Below are 18,101 nucleotides of genomic sequence, written 5' to 3'. Positions count from 1 at the left end.
ACCATTCCGAACAGGGAAGTTAAGCCCGCCAGCGCCGATGGTACTGCCCTCCAGGTGGGAGAGTAGGTCGCCGCCTTTCTTTAATCCCTCATCGTGAAAACACGGTGGGGGATTTTTTATTTGAACACATTTACAACTACTTTTGTCAATAGTTTATACGCTACTTTATCCGTTTAGAAAGCAATGTAAATAGGCAGTTTTAAGATGGAGCAATCAAGAATAGAGGAAAAATGGAACGCTATATCGCATGGCGTAGGTATTCTGTTTGGAGTTATCGCTCTTATATTATTATTGATTTTTGACACCGAGAAGACACGCTATAGCAATTTTAGTATTATAGTTTATTCACTATCTATAATTTTATTGTTTTCAGCTTCCACCATTTATCATGCGGTTAGCCACGAATCTTGGAAGGAAACCTGTAGAAAGATTGATCATATAAGTATTTACTTCTTAATAGCAGGAACCTATACTCCTGTTGCGCTTATTTCTCTTGAAAAAAGCTCAGGATGGTTGTTGTTTTTCATTGTTTGGGGTATCACTGCAATTGGTACAGTTTTAAAAATCTTTTTTACTGGAAAATATGAGAAACTCTCCTTGTTACTCTATTTGCTAATGGGCTGGTTAATTGTTTTCGATTTGAATGCGTTGTTGGAAAATCAAACTACATTGGGCATTGGATTACTGCTTCTTGGAGGGGCTTTTTACACAATTGGTATACTATTCTATGCCATTCGGAAAATTCCCTATAACCATGTCATTTGGCACTTTTTCGTGCTAGCCGGTTGTATAGCGCATTTTTTCTTCATTTTTTTAGATGTTATCTAAAATAGAAATTTAGATTCCGGAGTTACACTACGTTCAAATATGTAAGGTTTTGATATTCAGTAGGTAGAATGTATATGCGCGAATTTTCTTAAAAGTTCTTCTTCATTTATACGTACAACAGTATATAACTCTTGCAAGTAAGTTCCCTATATTACTTGGAATAGTGTCATTTTTTGTTTTAACAATTTCTGTGTACCGGAATTTCTAAAAATGTAGCATATTTCGTACAGTAGTTTTCATTTTATCGTTCACGACTTCTTTTTAACGAAAAATTAACTCTACGTAATCATGCGTTTAAAGAATGCTCTATTTTAGTTTTTTATGAAATTCAACTAACAAAGCTAATCCATTAACAATTATGAAGAAAATTACATTATTACTCTTGCTGGTTTTTACCTATTGTGCGGTAGCGACCGGACAATCCACTATAAATATCACCACTTCCGGTGGTAGTTATCCAGGTGAGAAATGGGTATCTATAACAACAATGGCAGACGGAGCGGGTACTCAAGTATTTGGGCAGGGTAACGGAACACAATGTAATGGTGCGGGCCTTATCAATCAAGATATTGAACTAGATCCAGGAACTTATTATGTTAATTGTTATGATCAGTATGATGATAGTTGGGATGGAACTTTAATAGTTGTTACAGCATATGGCGTAATAATTGGCGATAATGGGGGTACAACCCCTGATGATGGTGAGGATACAGATGCAAGTAGTTCCTGTGATGGAACTCAGGAGGAATTGGAAGCTTCTTTTATGATAGTAGTTCCTAATCCACCTTCTTGTACGAATCCTGAAGACATAGTTGTCGATGCTGTTCAATTTAATGCTGCAGACTTCAGTTGGGATACGGGAATAGGGGCTACTACTTATGATTGGGAAGTAGTTCCAGCTGGAAACGGCCAAGGAAATGGTGTTTTAGATAGTGGAACAACCAGTTCCTTAAGCGCTAGTGCAACTGGACTCTCAGCTAGTTCGAGCTATGATTTCTTTATTAAGTCAGATTGTGAATCGGTTTATACCGCTCCAGTTTCATTTACAACGCCTGCTCCACCTCCAATTAATGACGAGTGTGCCAATGCGATTGCGTTAACAGTAAACGCAGATGAATCTTGTGGTTCCGTTACTGCTGGAACCACTCTTGGAGCTACAGCTTCACCACAGCCAGATGATGCCCCGGGGACTCCCAATAATGACGTGTGGTTTACTTTTCAGGCAACCGCTACCAATAATAATATTGTAATTTCAAATATTGTAAATCAAGGCGGCGGTACCAGTACAAGTACCGATATGGCAATGAGTGTATTTAATGATGCTGATGGATGTAATATGACCGCCGCAAATGAAGTTGGTGAGAGTGATCCTAATACATTGGAACTATCTGGACTAACAATAGGAAACATTTATTACGTAAGGGTATATGGATGGAACTCAAATATTCAGAACAATACTTTCGATATTTGTGTTGGTACGCCACCACCGCCACCGCCTGGAGATACCTGTAGTATTGCAATAGATTTAGATAATGAAACAAGCCCGTTGAGTGCTACTACAAGCGATGCAGAACATGATTTTGATGAAGATTGTCTTACTACAGTAGGAAAAGACTTGGTCTATTCAGTTACCGTACCTGATGGTTTTACCCTAACAATTGGTCAAACTGCGAATGATTATGATTCAGTAAGTAGGATTGCGTATGGCGGAAATTGTCCAGGAGATTCCTTAATAGCTTGTTATGATTTTGGTGAGTTGGATGAATACGAGTGGACAAACGATACGGGGGTAGAGCAAGAAGTGTACTATATACAGTCTGGGTATTATTCAACTAGTGATGGAGACTTTACATTAGAATGGTCTGTAGAAGCTCCTCCATCCTGTACAAACCCGGAAAACATTTCGGTTGAAAATATTCAGTTAGATGCAGCCGACTTCAGCTGGGAAGCCGGTATTGGCGCTACGAATTACGACTGGGAAGTAGTTCCATCAGGAAATGGACAGGGAAATGGCGTCATTGACAGCGGAACAACCAGTTCATTGGCCGCCAGTGCTTCTGGACTCTCGCCGAATACTGAGTATGATTTCTACATTAAGTCAGATTGTGAAACAAACTATTCTGATGCAGTTTCGTTTACAACCTTGGCTGTGCCTCCCGTAAATGACGATTGTGCTAATGCTATTGCGCTTACAGTGAATGCCGATGAATCTTGTGGTACCGTTACTGCTGGAACCACTCTTGGAGCTACTGCTTCCCCGCAACCTGATGATGCTACTGGTACGCCCAATAATGATGTGTGGTTTACTTTTGAAGCAACAGCTAGCAATAATATTATTGTCATTTCGAATGTGGTGAATCTAGGCGGTGGAACAAGTACAAGTACAGATATGGGAATGAGTGTTTTTAACGACGCTGATGGATGTAATATGACTGCTGCTAATGAAGTTGGTGAGAGTGATCCCAATACATTGGAGCTAACGGGACTAACAATAGGAAATACTTACTATGTAAGAGTTTACGGATGGAACTCAGATATTCAGAACAATAATTTCGACATTTGTGTAGGCACGCCACCACCACCTGCTACCGACAGTTGTGGTGCTTATTCCAGTAGCCCAGATTTATTTATTACTGATGGGAGTCCTGTTGAAGATATTATAAATGCCCCAGATACAGGTTTCCAAACGCTGACGGATTTAAATGTGGTTCTTAAAATTGATCATACATATTTGGGAGATTTAGACATTGTGTTAACAAGTCCTTCTGGTACTAGTGTACTTCTTTTTGAAAACAACTGTGGCACGAATGAAAACATGGAGATTATGTTAGATGATGAAGGTGTTACCTTGGTATGTGCTAGTCCTACCGAAGGGATCGTTACTCCAGACAACCCATTATCTGCCTTCGATGGCGAAATATTCCAAGGAAATTGGACATTAGATGTTATAGACACCGCAGGAGGTGATGATGGAACATTAATCCAATGGTGTTTGATCCCAACTCTTGAAGCCTCCGCGTGTGTAAGTACAACTACATGGAATGGTTCTATTTGGGATAATGGAGCGCCTGATGTAGCAACTGCCGCTATTTTTAATGGTAATTATAATACTGGAACGAACGGAAATATTGATGCCTGTGCTATTTTGATATCTTCGGGAACTACGGTTACAATTGAAGCAGCCACTTATATGAATGTAGATGGTAATATCGTTGTAGACGGGAACCTGGATGTTTTACATGAGGGGAGCTTGGTTCAGATAGATCCAACTGCGGCTACCACAAATAGCGGTAGTATTATGGTTGAAAAAATCACCCCGCTTTTAAGTGAAAGAGACTTTATGATTATGGGTAGTCCTATGACGGCTGAAACACGAGATGGTGTTTATGGGAATGCCGTTATGGTTCGTGAACACAATACATCTAACTTTGTTCCGAATGCCGATGTAGCAGCTGCATTTCCTGGCGCGAATAACTTTGCCGATGATAATGGAAATAACTTCTTGAACTATAGCGGAACGATAAATGCCGGAGAAGGATATTTGGTACGACCTCAAAATACGCCTACTGAAAGCGGAAGTTACACGCTTTCCTATTCGCAGGGAACACTCAATAATGGTACGGTAAATTTTGAAGTAGTTTTTAATACCGATCAGAATAGCAGCCCTAATATGATGGGTAATCCGTATGCTTCAGCAATTGATGCCGACTTATTTGTAGCTCAGAATAGTAGCTTAGTCGATGTAATCTATTTCTGGGAACATCTTACGGCGCCTTCAGATTCGTATCCTGGTTATAATCCAAATAACTACGATATGGGCGATATTTCGCAGTATAATGCTTCACTTGGAGCAGGTGTTGCAGCTGCTAACGGTGGCGATACTCCAACGAAATTTATAGCTTCGGGACAAGGATTTGCTGTAAAAGCGCTTGCGGCAGGAACCGCTACTTTCAATAACGATATGCGGGTTACTACCAATAACGACACCTATCGCAGTCCAATAGATCGTGAGTTGTTGTATGTAAACGTTTTTAATGAAACCTATAATTTGGGAAGTACAGCTTTAATAGCCTATACCGATGCTTCTACCATAGGTTTGGACCAAGGATTTGACAATTCAAGGTTGGCGACACCGGTTTCGTTGTATTCCGTATGTGAAACACCCTACACGAAGCTCGGTATTCAGAGCCGTGGTGCATTTGATATAGAGGATAAGTTTTTCCTAGGATTTTCATCACAAGTAGTAGAGGACCAAACGTATCGAATCTCCTTGTCGGCTTTTGAAGGCCTGAACCTTGAGAATGTGGATGTAATCTTGGTAGACAATCTAGAAGATGAAACTGTTAATCTGAAGGAGGTTGACTATACGTTCCAATCCCATGCTGGCGATTCACCAGAGCGTTTTACGATTCTCTATAGAGAAGCTTCGCTGAATAGTGAAGATGCTACGCTAGCGGATGTATCACTATATCCGAACCCAGCAGACGATATTTTACATATTGTTTCACAAACGTCGACTATTGAAAAAGTAGCGATTATGGATATGCGTGGACGTCTTATTATTACTGAATCACTTGGCGGAAGCACCATGGGTAAAATAGATGTATCGCAATTGGATGCAGCTGTTTATTTCGTGAAGATTTCAGCTTCAGAAGGCAGTGTGACCAAACGACTGATTGTTGAATAGCTAGTACACTTAATTTTAAGTGAAAGGGCGCTGAAAGGCGTCCTTTTTTTGTTGGGTTCGTGAGCAGTGAGCAGTGAGCAGTGAGCTGTGAACAGTGAACAGTGAACCGTAAACCGTAAACAGTTAAGAGTTAAGAGTCGTGAGTGATGAATTAAGGGTGATGAGTGATGAGTGAAGAGGAGGAAAGCTTGTAAGAATACAAAAATATGCGATGGGATACGTATGAACCTCTCGGGCAGGGATAGTAGTGAAAAGCCCACAGCGGCGTCGCGAAAGTGACGACGTGAGGACTTGTAGCGAACCTGCCTGCCGGCAGGCAGGTAGCCCGGTCGAGACGGCTACGTCGAGAGCCCGCCAAATGAAAAACCTAAAGGATATAGGCGATACCGATGGCTACAACAATCGTAAGGAGTTTCACCAAGTTGAATTTATGGTCTTTACTGCTTTCAAATAAAATGGTCGTCGCAACATGGAGAAAAATACCAATGACAAGCGCATGTATCTGGATTAAATAGGATTCTACAAAGGCTATTTCCTGCGAAAAATAAGCTCCTAAAGGTGTCATACAGGCAAATAGGAATAGAAATGACAGTGTTTTTGTTTTCGAATACTCTGCTTTTATAAAAAAGAACGCCAATATTACTGCCACTGGAATTTTGTGAACCAATACACCTATCAAAACCTTGGTATTGTCAACGGTGGGAAATCCCTCTAAAAATGCATGTATCGACAACCCTATGAACAGCATCCATGGAAATCGGTTTGTGTTTACGTCGATATGAACATGACCGTGCTCGGCGCCTTTCGACAAGAATTCCAGTATGATTTGCAACAAAATACCCATCATAATCCACAGCCCGGTGGAGGGGGCATCGTGGTGATATACTTCAGGCAATAACTCAAAAACCGTAATCGATAACAAGAAGGCACCGCTAAAGGCTAAGTAAAGGGAAACCTGGTTAAGGTTCTTCGACTTTGAAAGCGACGCTATTATAAACCCCACTACTACAGCAAGGAAGAGTAATACATATTTCATTTACCAAAAATTAGAATAAGGCGTTCTGATGTTTCTTCATTATAATCGCCCAATTGATAGTCGCCAAAACAGTATTTCAGCGATACTCCTGCTTCTTCGAAGTATTCTTTGAAGTCGGTTAGCGATAGGGCTCGAACTCGTTCTGTATAGTGATGGCGCTTGCCTTCATAACTAAACCGTATCTCTTTAAAAAGATATCCGTTTTGAAAATAGCGCGTTAGATAAAAATCGATTCCGTTTACCGTTTTGGTTTCGGAAGGTACAAGTGCATTGCGAAGCGCCTTCATATTCAGAAAATCGATAACGCCAAAGCCATTCGGTTTTAGTTCTGAACGAATTGCCTTGATGGTTCTTAAATTATCGATTTCATTCTCAAAATATCCGAAGCTTGTAAAGAGATTGAAAACAGCATCAAAGTTTTTTGGATACGGCAGGCACATATCGTGCACTTCAAAATGAAGACGTTCATTCTCATATTGCTTAGCAAAGGCAATACTGTTTTCAGAAAGATCGACCCCAGTAACATCATAACCTAATTCATTAAGATATTTCGAATGCCGACCTTTACCACAGGCTAAATCTAGAATGTTCGCTTCCTTGGGTAGTTTAAGAAATTCGGTAAGATGTTTCATAAAACTACCCGCCTCTTCATAATCCCTATCCTTGTAGAGAATATGATAGAAAGGCGTGTCGAACCATGCCGTATACCACTGCTCTGTTTCTTTTTGCATAATCGGAATTTCCGCCGCTAAATTACTGTATTTTTGTAGCAAAACAGGAGAATTACATGGGAAAGAACTTTAGAATGACGGCGAAAACCCTTTTTGGTATGGAAGACCTTTTGGCCGATGAGTTGCGTAAACTCGGTGCCTCTGGGATTGAAAAAGGAAGAAGGAGTGTTGGTTTTGAAGGCGATACCGGCTTTATGTACAAAGCGAATCTTTGTTGTAGAACCGCTATCAAGATTCTAAAGCCAATCCATTATTTCAATGTTTTTGATGAAGATTCACTCTATAAAAACATCTATGAGATGCCTTGGGAAAACTATATGGATGTGAATGGAAGCCTTGCTGTGGATGCTACCGTCTTCTCGAAGTATTTTACCCATTCCCAATATGTCGCCCTAAAGACAAAGGATGCCATCGTAGATCGTTTTCGCGATCGAGAGGGTGAACGTCCCAATGTAGATTTGGACCGCCCAAGCTTGCGAATCAATGTCCATATCGATCGAAAGATCTGTACCATTTCCCTCGATAGCAGTGGTGACTCGTTACATAAACGGGGGTATAAGGTTTCAAGTACCTTAGCACCGATAAGCGAGGTATTGGCAGCAGGAATGATTATGATGACCGGTTGGGATGGTCAATGCGATTTCCTGGATCCGATGTGTGGTTCGGGAACCATATTGACGGAAGCCGCCATGATAGCGTGCAATATTCCGCCCAATATCAACCGCGACCAATTTGGGTTTGAAACGTGGCCCGATTTCGATGTAGATTTATATGAAGTAATCGAAAACGCAGCCTTGAAGAAGATTCGGGAGTTTCGGTATAAAATTGAAGGGTTTGACAAAGATCCTATTGCAGTAAAGAAAGCGAAGGAAAATATCAAGAATGCGAACCTTGATGAGTTTATTTTAGTGGAGCAACAGGACTTCTTCAAAACTGAAAAGGAACGCGACCGTCCGATGTTTTTGGTGTTCAACCCACCCTATGATGAACGACTTTCGGTATCTGATATCGATGCCTTTTATGCGAAAATTGGCGATACGTTGAAGCAGGGTTACCCCGATAGTCAGGCTTGGTTGATAACCAGTAATATGGAAGCTTTAAAACATCTAGGGTTGAAGACCTCCAAAAAGATCAAATTATACAACGGAAAATTGGAAGGCAGATTTGTACGCTATGAAATGTACAAAGGCAGTCGCAAGCATAAGTCTTAGCGATCCTTCTTAAAGATAGGGATCAAATAGGAGAGGGTGTAGCCGTAACCTACTCCAAACTCACTGAAATCGTTTGTTTTATTAAAACCTGGGACGTACAGATTGTCGAAATTATCAGGTGTAGTTTCGGTAATCATTCGTTTGAGTTGCAGGTTGAGCGACAAGTAAAGATTATTAAAAAGTTCCGTCTTGATGCCTACCACAATTTCCGCCCAGTGTGCTGACAAGCCAGAATATTCGATGGGATCGGTTTTAAACACAGGTGGGAAGGTTTGATTGGTAGTATATACTTGGTAGGCTAGTAAATCTTCAGAAAAGGTCGAAAAACCGTAGCGAAGTCCACCATAAATCGCATTGTTCATATCCAACCAATTCATGTAGGCGTTATAGTCGACACCAACCCGAGCATAGCTTCCTTGCGATCGGTAGTTTATCGTTGGATTATAGATTGTTTTTTCTTCTGTTCCTAATTCTGCCGCGACATAGAAATATTTGGAAATACGAAAATCTCCCACTATTTCAAATCCGGTATAATCTTCTTCAAAAGCGGTTCTTGCCAATTTTGCCAAATCGATTCCCGCCCGTAATCCATACTTATCCTTTGCCACTACTGTATCCGTAACGGAAGAAGTGGCGGTTTCCTGCGCGACTAAAAACGCGGAACAGCCTAGGAGACTAATGCAAAATAGTAATATGGGCTTCAGTTTCATCGGCAACGAGTGCTTTTAATATGTTGGCGTCCAATATCCAGTTGTTGGAACCTTCATTTTCAATGGTAGCTTGTAAATTATTGTATTCGGCTTTAAAGGCGCAGGCACGGTTTACATAAACATCTTCTACGGCATATATAAAATCGATAAGATCCGCATTCTCGGTCTCCCCACCATCCTGACGGATAAAGCGATAGCGTGTTTCATCCACATTGGTGCGTAGTGGAATGGCAATAGAATCGGTTGTAGTTGCAGTGAGTACTGTAGTTGTGATGGTATTGCCCACCGCTTCAACAGTTAGGTTGGGGACCTCCTTCCGCAAGGCTGTATTGGCTACATCGTTAAAGGTTATGATTAACAAAGGTGTGGTATCGGAACCTTCTGGACAGATATCATCTTTAGTACATCCATTGACGAAGATTGCAATAATAAGTAGGGCAAATAAGTTCTTCATCGTGCACATTAGGTTGTTTCTCTTTTCTCCAAAAGTACAACATTTTCAACGTGGTGCGTCTGGGGGAACATATCAACGGGCTGTACCTTGGTTACCACATATCCTTCATTTAATAAGGCCAAATCTCTTGCCTGCGTGGCGCTATTACAGCTTACATACACAATTTTCTGCGGTGCGAGCTGCAGCAGCTGTAACACAACATCTTGATGCATGCCGTCGCGTGGTGGATCGGTTATCACCACTTCAGGAGTACCGTGTTGTTCAATAAAATCATTGTTGAAGATACGTTTCATATCGCCTACATGAAACGAAACATTTTCGATATTGTTATGAGCGGCATTTTCCTTAGCGGCTTCAATGGCGTCAGGGACAACTTCAATCCCGACAACTTTTTTAGCCTTCTTTGCGACAAATTGGGCAATGGTTCCTGTTCCCGTAAAAAGGTCATATACCAATTCTTCACCTGTTAGTCCCGCAAAATCACGTGCTACTTTATAAAGCGTATGGGCCTGTTTTGGGTTGGTCTGGTAAAAAGATTTCGCATTTATTTGAAACTCGAGATCTTCCATGACTTCAACGATGTAGTCCCTTCCGCTATAGCAGTGGACTTCTTGATCATACAACGTGTCATTCCCTTTATTGTTGATTACGAATAGGAGTGACGTTATGGAAGGAAATTCATCTATTACAGCATCTAAAAGTTTCTCGCGCTGCTTCTTATTTTCTTCGTAAAATTGAACCAATACCATTACTTCTCCAGTGGTAGTGGTTCGAATCATCAACGTTCGTAAAAAACCTTCTTGGTTCCTTGGGTTGAAAAAGGACAGGTCAAATTCCTTTGCTTTCTGTTTGATAAAATTACGAATGGCGTTACTAGGGTCAGGTTGAAGGTGACATTCCTGAATATCGAGTATTTTATCCCACATGCCAGATTTATGAAATCCTAGTGCGCGTCGGTCGTCGATTGTTTCACCACTCTGTATTTGTTCGGGTGTAAGCCATTTACTATCGCTAAAGGAAAACTCCATCTTGTTACGATAGAAATAGATATTTTCTGAGCCTATAATTGGAGAGATTTCGGGAAGTTCAATTTTTCCAATGCGCTTTAGGTTATTCTCGACCTCTTTCTGCTTGTAATATAGTTGATGTTTATAGGCCATGTTTTGCCATTTACATCCCCCACAGTTTTCAAAGTGAATACAAACCGGCTCGGTACGCTTTTCCGATAATTTAGCAAATGAAGTAGCGGTTGCCTCGTAGTATCCCTTTCGTTTTTTGAAGGTCTGAACGGTAGCTACATCGCCAGGAACAGCATTATTGATAAAGATTACGCGACCATCGGGAGCCTTTCCTACGGCCTTTCCCTTGGCGCCCGCATCGATTACCGATACGTTTTCAAAAACCTTGCGTTTATTCCTTCTTGCCATGGCCGCAAAAGTAGCATAAATACAACGTTTATTTAAGAAGAGAGCCTTCAAAATTCTGCTAAATATTTAGTAATTTGCAATTCTTGGGATGATTTCTCTCCAAAAGAAGGAATAGACGTTCGTAAAATAGAAATTGAGCAAAAATTTATGTCAGTTTTAGAAAAAACAGCAACCGAAAAAGCAATTGAACAAGAGAACCAGTATGGCGCTCACAATTATCATCCACTTCCGGTGGTTTTGAATAAAGGTGAAGGTGTTTATGTCTGGGATGTAGAGGGTAAGAAGTATTATGACTTTCTTTCCGCCTACAGTGCCGTAAACCAGGGTCACTGTCATCCAAAAATTGTAGATGCCATGAGTAAACAGGCGGAAACCTTAACGCTCACCTCACGGGCTTTCTATAATGATATGCTTGGGAAATTTGAAAAATACGCAACGGACTATTTTAATTTCGACAAATTATTGCCCATGAATACTGGGGCCGAAGCTGTGGAAACCGCTTTAAAGATTTGTCGGCGTTGGGCTTATGAAAAGAAAGGCATTCCTGAAGGAGAGGCAAAGATCATTGTTTGTCAGAATAACTTCCACGGTCGTACCACTACCATAATATCTTTTAGTAATGATCCAGTGGCACGAAAGAATTTTGGTCCCTATACGCAAGGCTTTATTAAAATAGCGTATGATGATACGTCTGCGTTAGAGGAGGCATTGGAAAAGAATGATGATGTCGCCGGATTCCTTGTGGAGCCTATTCAGGGTGAAGCAGGAGTATATGTGCCTTCCGATGACTACTTAACGAAAGCAAAAGCGATCTGCGAAAAGCACAACGTACTTTTTATAGCCGATGAAGTACAAACTGGAATTGCTAGAACGGGCCGTTTATTGGCGACATGTGGAAATTGCGATTGTGAAGACTATAGCTGTAGCAAAACTCCGGAAGTAAAGCCTGATATTCTAATTCTTGGAAAGGCCTTGAGTGGCGGTGCATACCCTGTTTCTGCTGTGTTGGCCGATGATAATGTGATGAGTGTTATCACACCCGGATCCCATGGTTCTACCTTTGGTGGAAATCCTGTGGCGGCTGCAGTGGCAATGGCTGCGCTAGAAGTGGTTAAAGAAGAAAAGCTTGCTGAGAACGCTGAGAAATTGGGGAATATCTTTAGAAATGAACTAAACAAGTATATTGAAAACAGTTCTATCTGTAACCTGGTACGGGGGAAAGGTCTGTTGAATGCTATTGTAATCAACGATTCTGAAGATAGTGATACAGCATGGAATATTTGCTTGAAGCTTAGGGATAATGGATTATTGGCGAAGCCTACCCACGGAAATATCATTCGCTTTGCACCGCCATTGGTCATGAATGAAACCCAACTGAGAGAGTGTTTGGATATTATTATTTCGACCTTGAAAGAATTTGAAAAATAAATTTTGTATTTACTTTATATTAAGAAAAAGGCTGCGAATTTTCGTAGCTTTTTTGTTTTTATCGAATAAAATGGGTGCATATCGAATAATTTATTAAAGACTCCCTACTGTAGGTATTTTCGTTTCAACCAAATAATTTTAAAGACTAGCAACCATGAAACGAATTTTATTCGCAGTTATGGCCATTGTTATTATGGCAAGCTGCTCTAAAGAAGAAACTAATATTTCAGAAGAACAGAACTTACTACATTCATCAACAGCGGAAGATATAGATCAACGTGCATTAGCCAGCTACGATCAACATAGCAATGGTATCTATAAAGGTGCTATCGTTGCCAATGATTTGGATTTTCACGGCAAATTGTGGGTGAATCTCGGGAATGATAATACTTATTCAGCTTTTGTTGAAATAGATAGCGGTGAAAAACTTGTTTTCAGCCTATTGCAACAGCGAACTATGGATACAGGGGTTTACACATTTGTTGGAGATAGAGGTAGTCTAACTGTTGACGTAAGCGATTATTCTAATCCAATAGTCACAGAGGTATTGATCGATCAAACGATCGGTTCCGCGAAGGTTCAAAAGGAAACTAGCAGTTCAAAGTTGATGGTTTATCTCGGTACTTTCGATGAAGATTTTGTAGCTGGTTTTTCGGGAACGTGGGATATCGTGGTAGATGCTGAAACGGGATGGATAACTGAGGTTATCATTGCAACCGATGCTGGGCATATGAACGCTGATATTCAGGAGAACTTTGAACTGGGTTATATGGGTTGCTATACGGGTGAGGGAGATGCACCGCTTCCACCTTTCTTCTTTTCTGATTTAGATCCAGCTGTAAATGAATATGAGCTATATAGTGTTGGGCAATTTTGGACATTACCGAATGGTATGACCATCATATATGATTTTGGTTTCTCTAAGAACATCCTCGACTCAGCTGGATATGTCTATGAGGATAATGGTGCATTTTATCCAGATATTACGGGTCAATTTCTTTTTGCAGAACCACTTGATCCCGGATGCTATATTTTGGATGGAAATGGATACTATCTGTTAATCAATGCAGCAGGCGATACCTTTATTGGGGGTGGGAGAATTAACCTGGATACCTCTGGATTAGTTCCTGTTGTCCCTTCAGTTAACGGCTCCTTTAGTGCAGGAAGCACTTATCAACAAGCGCCGGAATCGGCTTACAATGGCTTGACACCAAATATTTAATTACCTATAAGAAATTAAAAAAAGCCTCTCGACAGAGAGGCTTTTTTATTTAGTATTCCATACCATATTGTTCAAAAACGGTACGTTGATACTCTTCCAACCAATCTGGGAAGAATACAAGAAGTACGAGATAGGTGACTAATGTCAAGGCTGATAAAACGACGCCGATAATGGCAAGTATTCTACCTGTTTTTACATTTTGATATCCAGTGTAAAGTTCCGGATTGGCCAAGTATGTTTCTTTGGCTTTTTTACTTAGCACTAATGCTACAATACCTAATATTAGCCCACCCACACCGGTAAAGCAACAGCAGAACGGAATGGATAATATACCTAGTACTAATATCAAGGTAGCATTAGGGAGTTTTTGTTGTTCCATAATGATAATGATTAGTTGATTAGTGTCTTAAAAGTAGAATAAATATCTACATCATCCAAAAACTATTGGATTGTAGAAATTATCGGTGCCATTTTTAGAACGTAACTAATGACGATGATGGCAACATTGAGGAATATTAGGAAAACCTTGATTTGGAAATCGTATTTGAACTTGACAAAAAGATTAAAAGTTACAAATGCCAAAAGAAGAAATAGGCTATAAATAGCCGGATACATATGAAAGGCGGCAATAAATTCGCCTTTAAATAAAAGAGCTGTGGCACGTTGGATGCCACAGCCCATACATTCTATTCCAAATAGGGTTTTATTGGTACAGGGAAGCATGTATTGTTCAAGTCCCTCTAACCCCATTAGTTTTATCTATTTACTACAGATGTTTTGTATGTAATATCTACATTATCGGTAGTCGTAAGTTTTACTAGGTAAACACCATCACTTAAATCCCCTGTTGGAAAAGTGAAAGAGGTCTTGGTTCCGATGTTTGATTCTGAATACACTAATTTACCAGACATATCGAAAACAACTCCCTGCTTAATATCGTGCTGTTCAGGATTGGTTACTTCTAGCTGACTTAAGCGATTGTTTTGAAAGAAGTTTACATTTTCAACAATAGATTCACGTGTACTATTAGCGTCGGCAGCAATTTCCGATGCACCTCTAAATACAATAAAGAATCGATTGTCGTAAGTACCAGCTGGTAACAAAATCGAAGCTGTTTCACCTTCATTAAACTTGTCGTAAGTATTATTTACGCTGTCATACAGATAGGCGGTCTTGTCGCTCATATTGACTTCCTCACTAGCAACAAAAAGAACCTGGCGTTGCTGTGGAACCTTAATTCCAATAGGGATCATTTTCATATAGTCAAATGGACTTGCATTCACTACAAATGGAGAACGATTGCTGTCTTCACCGATTAGGAGGTAGGCATCGCCACCAGGAGCATCCATAGGGTGACTTGCATCCCAACCCCAATCATATCCATCAGTGGTTTGATCATCAAAAACCAATGCTAATTGACGGAAATGTGATTCATCCATGAATACATTGAACTTTATGTAAGGCGACCGTGTATCAAATTCACTTACTTCGTCAGCATCATTACCAGTCATGCTGTTTGGATTATCTTGACTACGGAATTCTGAATAGTTTCCTGCTCCCTGACGTTGAAAGGTGCGTTGTGTATTATCAAAGGTAATAGTCCCTGCTGTTCCATCTGTTTCAACAACAAAACCTTGACCGATAGGTGCATGACGTCTTTCAAGATCGGCACCGGAGCCGCCAGTAGTGCTTCCGAAACCTCCAAAGCTGTAGTTCATAAAGCTTGCGGCAGTGTATAGTCCAGCAGGATTTGTTTCATCAAAACCAAGCGGAACCCAAGTTCCGTAACCACCACTTTTATCAACATAGTTATGGGAATACTCAGTGAATTTAGGTTCATCCCAGTAGCGGATCACCGCAACACTTGGATTATCCTGCATAAAATCTTTAAGGTCTAAGGCAGAAGGATATGGGTTGCCCATTAATGTCCACTGTGTAGCTCCAGTATTTACAGGAACATTGATGGTACCATTATTTGGACGACCTCTAAAATCGTAAGTTTGTGAGCCAGTTACAGCTCCATTACTTACACCTTTCATAATAAAACCATACCCAGGCTGTGCATTGTCACCAGCCCAAATGCGAACATAATTTCCTTCCGCTTCGTTAGGTGGAGATGATAGTCGCTTATACGTCCATCGATATGATACTGTGATTGGATTGGTTACTGAACTACCATTCTGGTTCCATGTTGTATTTACACTTGTACCAGCAGTAGTAACATCCGTACATCCATCACAGTCAAATAGTCTACTTATTCCAGAATTCTGATTTCCAGAACCGTTTGGCACTCCAACTGGAGAATGCCAATAGGTGTAATGGTAATTACTTGTTTCATCTACCGTTTGATATACAGACAACATACCATTACCATTATTAGACGCTACATCAGATCCTTGTAACAATTGCGCATTATTACGAAGATAGATACTCGCTTCGGTATCAGGATTGTTGGTGTTAAGTTGAAGGTTTACATCATCGTTTACAAACAACTCAACATCATTAACGTACACATACGAATCGGTACTCGTACTTGGGTTCGGCCGAACGAAAAGTTGTGCCGATGCGGATACTCCGCTAAGAATTAAGATTGAAAGTAGTAGGTTTCTCATCATAATTTGGTTTTAGCTCAGCAAGACATTTGGGGGCTGCTAGCTGAAAATTCGACGTAAAAATAGAAAATATTTTTTAATAACAGGATATTTCTTACAAAGATGCTAATTTTTTATGTGTTAGGCGCTTAGCCACTTTCTACTAAAATAGCTAATTTTAGCAAAAAAACAACTTTATTTCTATGAAAATCGGTGATCGGGTGGCTGTATTGGATGAAGACCTCATTGGCAAGGTTACTAGTATTGATAATCAGTCTGTTACTATTGAAACGAATGATGGTTTTCCATTGCAGTTTTCGGCTGACGAATTAGTGTTGATTTCGAAGGAATTTTCAACATCCGAATTGCTGGATGCCGATATGGATAAAATTCTTTCTGAAAAAAACGTACCCAAAAAGAAAAAGTCGCAACGAACGAAGCCGAAAGAACGTTCGAGGCCTCCCATGGTTGTAGACCTTCACATTCATAAATTAGTCGATTCTGAAAAAGGAATGGCTCCGCACGACAAATTGATTCTTCAATCCGATACGGCAAAGCGTCAATTAGACTTCGCTATTGAAAAGAAAATTCAGCGTGTGGTATTCATTCATGGCGTTGGAGAGGGAGTCCTAAAATCGGAATTGGAATACCTATTCCGACGATACGAGAATGTAAAGTATTATGATGCCGACTATAAGGAATATGGCCGTGGAGCAACCGAAGTATATATCTTTCAGAACCTATCGCCCTAATCTTCTATACTGAAGATGGGTGTAAGCGTTATGGTTCCGGTCGCTGCATTTTCAATAATGCCCATAACTAAGGTCTCTTGAACGATTTCTTCCGCTTCATTTTCCAACACCAAATCATTTAGAACCACCGTAGCATTACTGGCGAGGGAATAGGAATGTTGACGATATTCATTTACAATAGTCTCGTTAGCGACATTTGGATTCAAATAATCCGGACCAACTTCTGCATTCGTAACATCATTCAACGGATTCAAATCACTATCCGCATCTTCATTGCGAGTTAAAATACCATCATTATCATCATCTGTATCGAGGTAATCGACGTTATCCTCACCATCAGAATTTCGCGGCTCGTCTGGGTTTTCACCTAGCTCTGTAAGGGTTGGCACATTGTCACCATCATCATCAAAATCGTAATAATTCGGAATTCCATCGCCGTCTAAGTCGCCATAACCTTCTTCTAATGGATCGTCGCTATCCACAAAGGGAACGCCATCATTGTCATCTAAATCCAAGATAGTGGTAATAGTTGCTGTTCCTGCTTCCGCTAAATACTCAACATCCACAGTAGGAGAGGCTGGCGGAACACTGCTGCAAAAGTAACTGGATGTTACATCACCATTATATCTTCTATAATTCACAAAATTGCCCGATCCATTTAAATTGTACGTGGTGGTATCGGCTTCTATAAATAAGGTGTCTGAAGTGCTTAGCTTTAACGAGAGACTTTCTGATACTTCATTGTTGATTTTATAAAAAACATAGTCACCCGGCTCGCCACAATATTGTAAATCGGCATCCTCAAAATCGAAGGTAGTAACAATAACATCACCATCATCGCAACTTGCAATGGAAAGCGTAATTAAAAGGAATAGTACTGAAAAAAGACGCATTAAAAAGCGGGTTTGGTATGCCTGCAAAGTAAAACAATTCTTGCCATTTTCTGCGGACTATAAGAAAATATTAATATGTATTTTTGCCTCGAAATCGGCAGGATTTGAAGAATCCGGCGCTTCAGTTTTAA

Annotated in this window: 15 protein-coding genes and 1 rRNA gene; 7 read left to right on the top strand and 9 right to left on the bottom strand. The window is 40.4% G+C overall.

All coding sequences use genetic code 11. The annotated features are described in order from the left end of the window. The 3 genes from rrf to I4Q58_RS10890 form a co-directional block, all read left to right on the top strand. Positions 1-79, top strand: a 5S ribosomal RNA gene (gene rrf / locus I4Q58_RS15775); the annotation flags it as partial. Positions 80-204: 125 nt separating this feature from the next. Continuing rightward, the gene (trhA, locus tag I4Q58_RS10895) at positions 205-828 is read left to right on the top strand and encodes a PAQR family membrane homeostasis protein TrhA (RefSeq protein WP_203295892.1); all 624 of its coding nucleotides are present in this window, start codon (positions 205-207) and stop codon (positions 826-828) included. 358 nt (positions 829-1,186) lie between these two features. After that, positions 1,187-5,515 (top strand): proprotein convertase P-domain-containing protein, encoded by a 4,329-nt coding sequence (locus I4Q58_RS10890; RefSeq protein ID WP_203295891.1) that lies wholly within the window; start codon positions 1,187-1,189, stop codon positions 5,513-5,515. 367 nt (positions 5,516-5,882) lie between these two features. On the opposite strand, the gene I4Q58_RS10885 is transcribed toward I4Q58_RS10890, so the two are convergent. Next, positions 5,883-6,551 carry a ZIP family metal transporter gene (locus I4Q58_RS10885; protein WP_203295890.1) on the bottom strand — a complete coding sequence of 223 codons (669 nt, stop codon included), beginning with the start codon at positions 6,549-6,551 and terminating at the stop codon, positions 5,883-5,885. Beyond that, positions 6,548-7,282, bottom strand: a complete 735-nt coding sequence (locus I4Q58_RS10880; protein ID WP_203295889.1) for a class I SAM-dependent methyltransferase — start codon at positions 7,280-7,282, stop codon at positions 6,548-6,550. Before I4Q58_RS10880 ends, I4Q58_RS10885 begins: the two co-directional genes overlap by 4 nt. A gap of 56 nt (positions 7,283-7,338) precedes the next feature. On the opposite strand from I4Q58_RS10880, the gene I4Q58_RS10875 reads away from it, so the two are divergent. Beyond that, positions 7,339-8,493, top strand: a complete 1,155-nt coding sequence (locus I4Q58_RS10875; RefSeq protein ID WP_203295888.1) for a THUMP domain-containing class I SAM-dependent RNA methyltransferase — start codon at positions 7,339-7,341, stop codon at positions 8,491-8,493. Here I4Q58_RS10875 and I4Q58_RS10870 read toward each other — a convergent pair. From I4Q58_RS10870 to rlmD, 3 genes are read right to left on the bottom strand one after another with little or no spacing between them, the layout of a single operon-like run. After that, positions 8,490-9,203, bottom strand: coding sequence for a DUF6048 family protein (locus I4Q58_RS10870; RefSeq protein ID WP_203295887.1), 714 nt, complete (start codon positions 9,201-9,203; stop codon positions 8,490-8,492). The two genes, I4Q58_RS10875 and I4Q58_RS10870, sit on opposite strands and share 4 nt — an antisense overlap. Beyond that, on the bottom strand, positions 9,169-9,657 hold the full coding sequence (locus I4Q58_RS10865) for a DUF6452 family protein (protein WP_203295886.1): 489 nt from the start codon (positions 9,655-9,657) through the stop codon (positions 9,169-9,171). The genes I4Q58_RS10870 and I4Q58_RS10865 overlap by 35 nt, the downstream gene beginning before the upstream one ends. Before the next feature lie 8 nt (positions 9,658-9,665). Next, complete coding sequence (rlmD, locus tag I4Q58_RS10860; protein WP_203295885.1) at positions 9,666-11,084, bottom strand: 23S rRNA (uracil(1939)-C(5))-methyltransferase RlmD; 1,419 nt, start codon at positions 11,082-11,084, stop codon at positions 9,666-9,668. Positions 11,085-11,231: 147 nt separating this feature from the next. On the opposite strand from rlmD, the gene rocD reads away from it, so the two are divergent. Then, entirely contained in the window at positions 11,232-12,512 is a 1,281-nt protein-coding gene (rocD, locus tag I4Q58_RS10855; RefSeq protein WP_203295884.1) for an ornithine--oxo-acid transaminase, read from the top strand. 154 nt (positions 12,513-12,666) lie between these two features. Continuing rightward, a complete protein-coding gene (locus I4Q58_RS10850) occupies positions 12,667-13,734 on the top strand; it encodes a hypothetical protein (protein WP_203295883.1) in 1,068 nt (355 codons plus the stop codon). A gap of 49 nt (positions 13,735-13,783) precedes the next feature. Here I4Q58_RS10850 and I4Q58_RS10845 read toward each other — a convergent pair whose 3' ends face one another. The 3 genes from I4Q58_RS10845 to I4Q58_RS10835 form a co-directional block, all read right to left on the bottom strand. Continuing rightward, positions 13,784-14,113, bottom strand: coding sequence for a CCC motif membrane protein (locus I4Q58_RS10845; protein WP_203295882.1), 330 nt, complete (start codon positions 14,111-14,113; stop codon positions 13,784-13,786). Positions 14,114-14,175: 62 nt separating this feature from the next. Beyond that, on the bottom strand, positions 14,176-14,415 hold the full coding sequence (locus I4Q58_RS10840; protein ID WP_394369334.1) for a DUF2752 domain-containing protein: 240 nt from the start codon (positions 14,413-14,415) through the stop codon (positions 14,176-14,178). Between the two features lie 74 nt (positions 14,416-14,489). After that, complete coding sequence (locus I4Q58_RS10835) at positions 14,490-16,349, bottom strand: T9SS type A sorting domain-containing protein (protein WP_203295881.1); 1,860 nt, start codon at positions 16,347-16,349, stop codon at positions 14,490-14,492. 179 nt (positions 16,350-16,528) lie between these two features. On the opposite strand from I4Q58_RS10835, the gene I4Q58_RS10830 reads away from it, so the two are divergent. Next, entirely contained in the window at positions 16,529-17,077 is a 549-nt protein-coding gene (locus tag I4Q58_RS10830) for a Smr/MutS family protein (protein ID WP_203295880.1), read from the top strand. Here the strand turns inward: I4Q58_RS10830 and I4Q58_RS10825 are convergent. Then, positions 17,074-17,970 (bottom strand): hypothetical protein, encoded by an 897-nt coding sequence (locus tag I4Q58_RS10825; protein WP_203295879.1) that lies wholly within the window; start codon positions 17,968-17,970, stop codon positions 17,074-17,076. The two genes, I4Q58_RS10830 and I4Q58_RS10825, sit on opposite strands and share 4 nt — an antisense overlap. Positions 17,971-18,101: the final 131 nt, after the last annotated feature.

It is taken from the genome of Luteirhabdus pelagi (genome assembly GCF_016827595.1).
Lineage (GTDB): Bacteria > Bacteroidota > Bacteroidia > Flavobacteriales > Flavobacteriaceae > Luteirhabdus > Luteirhabdus pelagi.
Note: the sequence above shows the minus strand (reverse complement) of the source record. Positions and strands in the feature narration are given on the sequence as shown.

What these genes read in the sequence shown, in the direction of transcription:
- I4Q58_RS10890 (WP_203295891.1), top strand. Translation starts at nt 1,187, where the DNA reads ATGAAGAAAATTACATTATTACTCTTGCTGGTTTTTACCTATTGTGCG.
- I4Q58_RS10865 (WP_203295886.1), bottom strand. Translation starts at nt 9,657, where the DNA reads ATGAAGAACTTATTTGCCCTACTTATTATTGCAATCTTCGTCAATGGA.
- I4Q58_RS10850 (WP_203295883.1), top strand. Translation starts at nt 12,667, where the DNA reads ATGAAACGAATTTTATTCGCAGTTATGGCCATTGTTATTATGGCAAGC.
- trhA (WP_203295892.1), top strand. Translation starts at nt 205, where the DNA reads ATGGAGCAATCAAGAATAGAGGAAAAATGGAACGCTATATCGCATGGC.
- I4Q58_RS10840 (WP_394369334.1), bottom strand. Translation starts at nt 14,415, where the DNA reads ATGGGCTGTGGCATCCAACGTGCCACAGCTCTTTTATTTAAAGGCGAA.
- I4Q58_RS10830 (WP_203295880.1), top strand. Translation starts at nt 16,529, where the DNA reads ATGAAAATCGGTGATCGGGTGGCTGTATTGGATGAAGACCTCATTGGC.
- I4Q58_RS10875 (WP_203295888.1), top strand. Translation starts at nt 7,339, where the DNA reads ATGGGAAAGAACTTTAGAATGACGGCGAAAACCCTTTTTGGTATGGAA.
- rocD (WP_203295884.1), top strand. Translation starts at nt 11,232, where the DNA reads ATGTCAGTTTTAGAAAAAACAGCAACCGAAAAAGCAATTGAACAAGAG.
- I4Q58_RS10845 (WP_203295882.1), bottom strand. Translation starts at nt 14,113, where the DNA reads ATGGAACAACAAAAACTCCCTAATGCTACCTTGATATTAGTACTAGGT.
- rlmD (WP_203295885.1), bottom strand. Translation starts at nt 11,084, where the DNA reads ATGGCAAGAAGGAATAAACGCAAGGTTTTTGAAAACGTATCGGTAATC.
- I4Q58_RS10825 (WP_203295879.1), bottom strand. Translation starts at nt 17,970, where the DNA reads ATGCGTCTTTTTTCAGTACTATTCCTTTTAATTACGCTTTCCATTGCA.
- I4Q58_RS10870 (WP_203295887.1), bottom strand. Translation starts at nt 9,203, where the DNA reads ATGAAACTGAAGCCCATATTACTATTTTGCATTAGTCTCCTAGGCTGT.
- I4Q58_RS10835 (WP_203295881.1), bottom strand. Translation starts at nt 16,349, where the DNA reads ATGATGAGAAACCTACTACTTTCAATCTTAATTCTTAGCGGAGTATCC.
- I4Q58_RS10880 (WP_203295889.1), bottom strand. Translation starts at nt 7,282, where the DNA reads ATGCAAAAAGAAACAGAGCAGTGGTATACGGCATGGTTCGACACGCCT.
- I4Q58_RS10885 (WP_203295890.1), bottom strand. Translation starts at nt 6,551, where the DNA reads ATGAAATATGTATTACTCTTCCTTGCTGTAGTAGTGGGGTTTATAATA.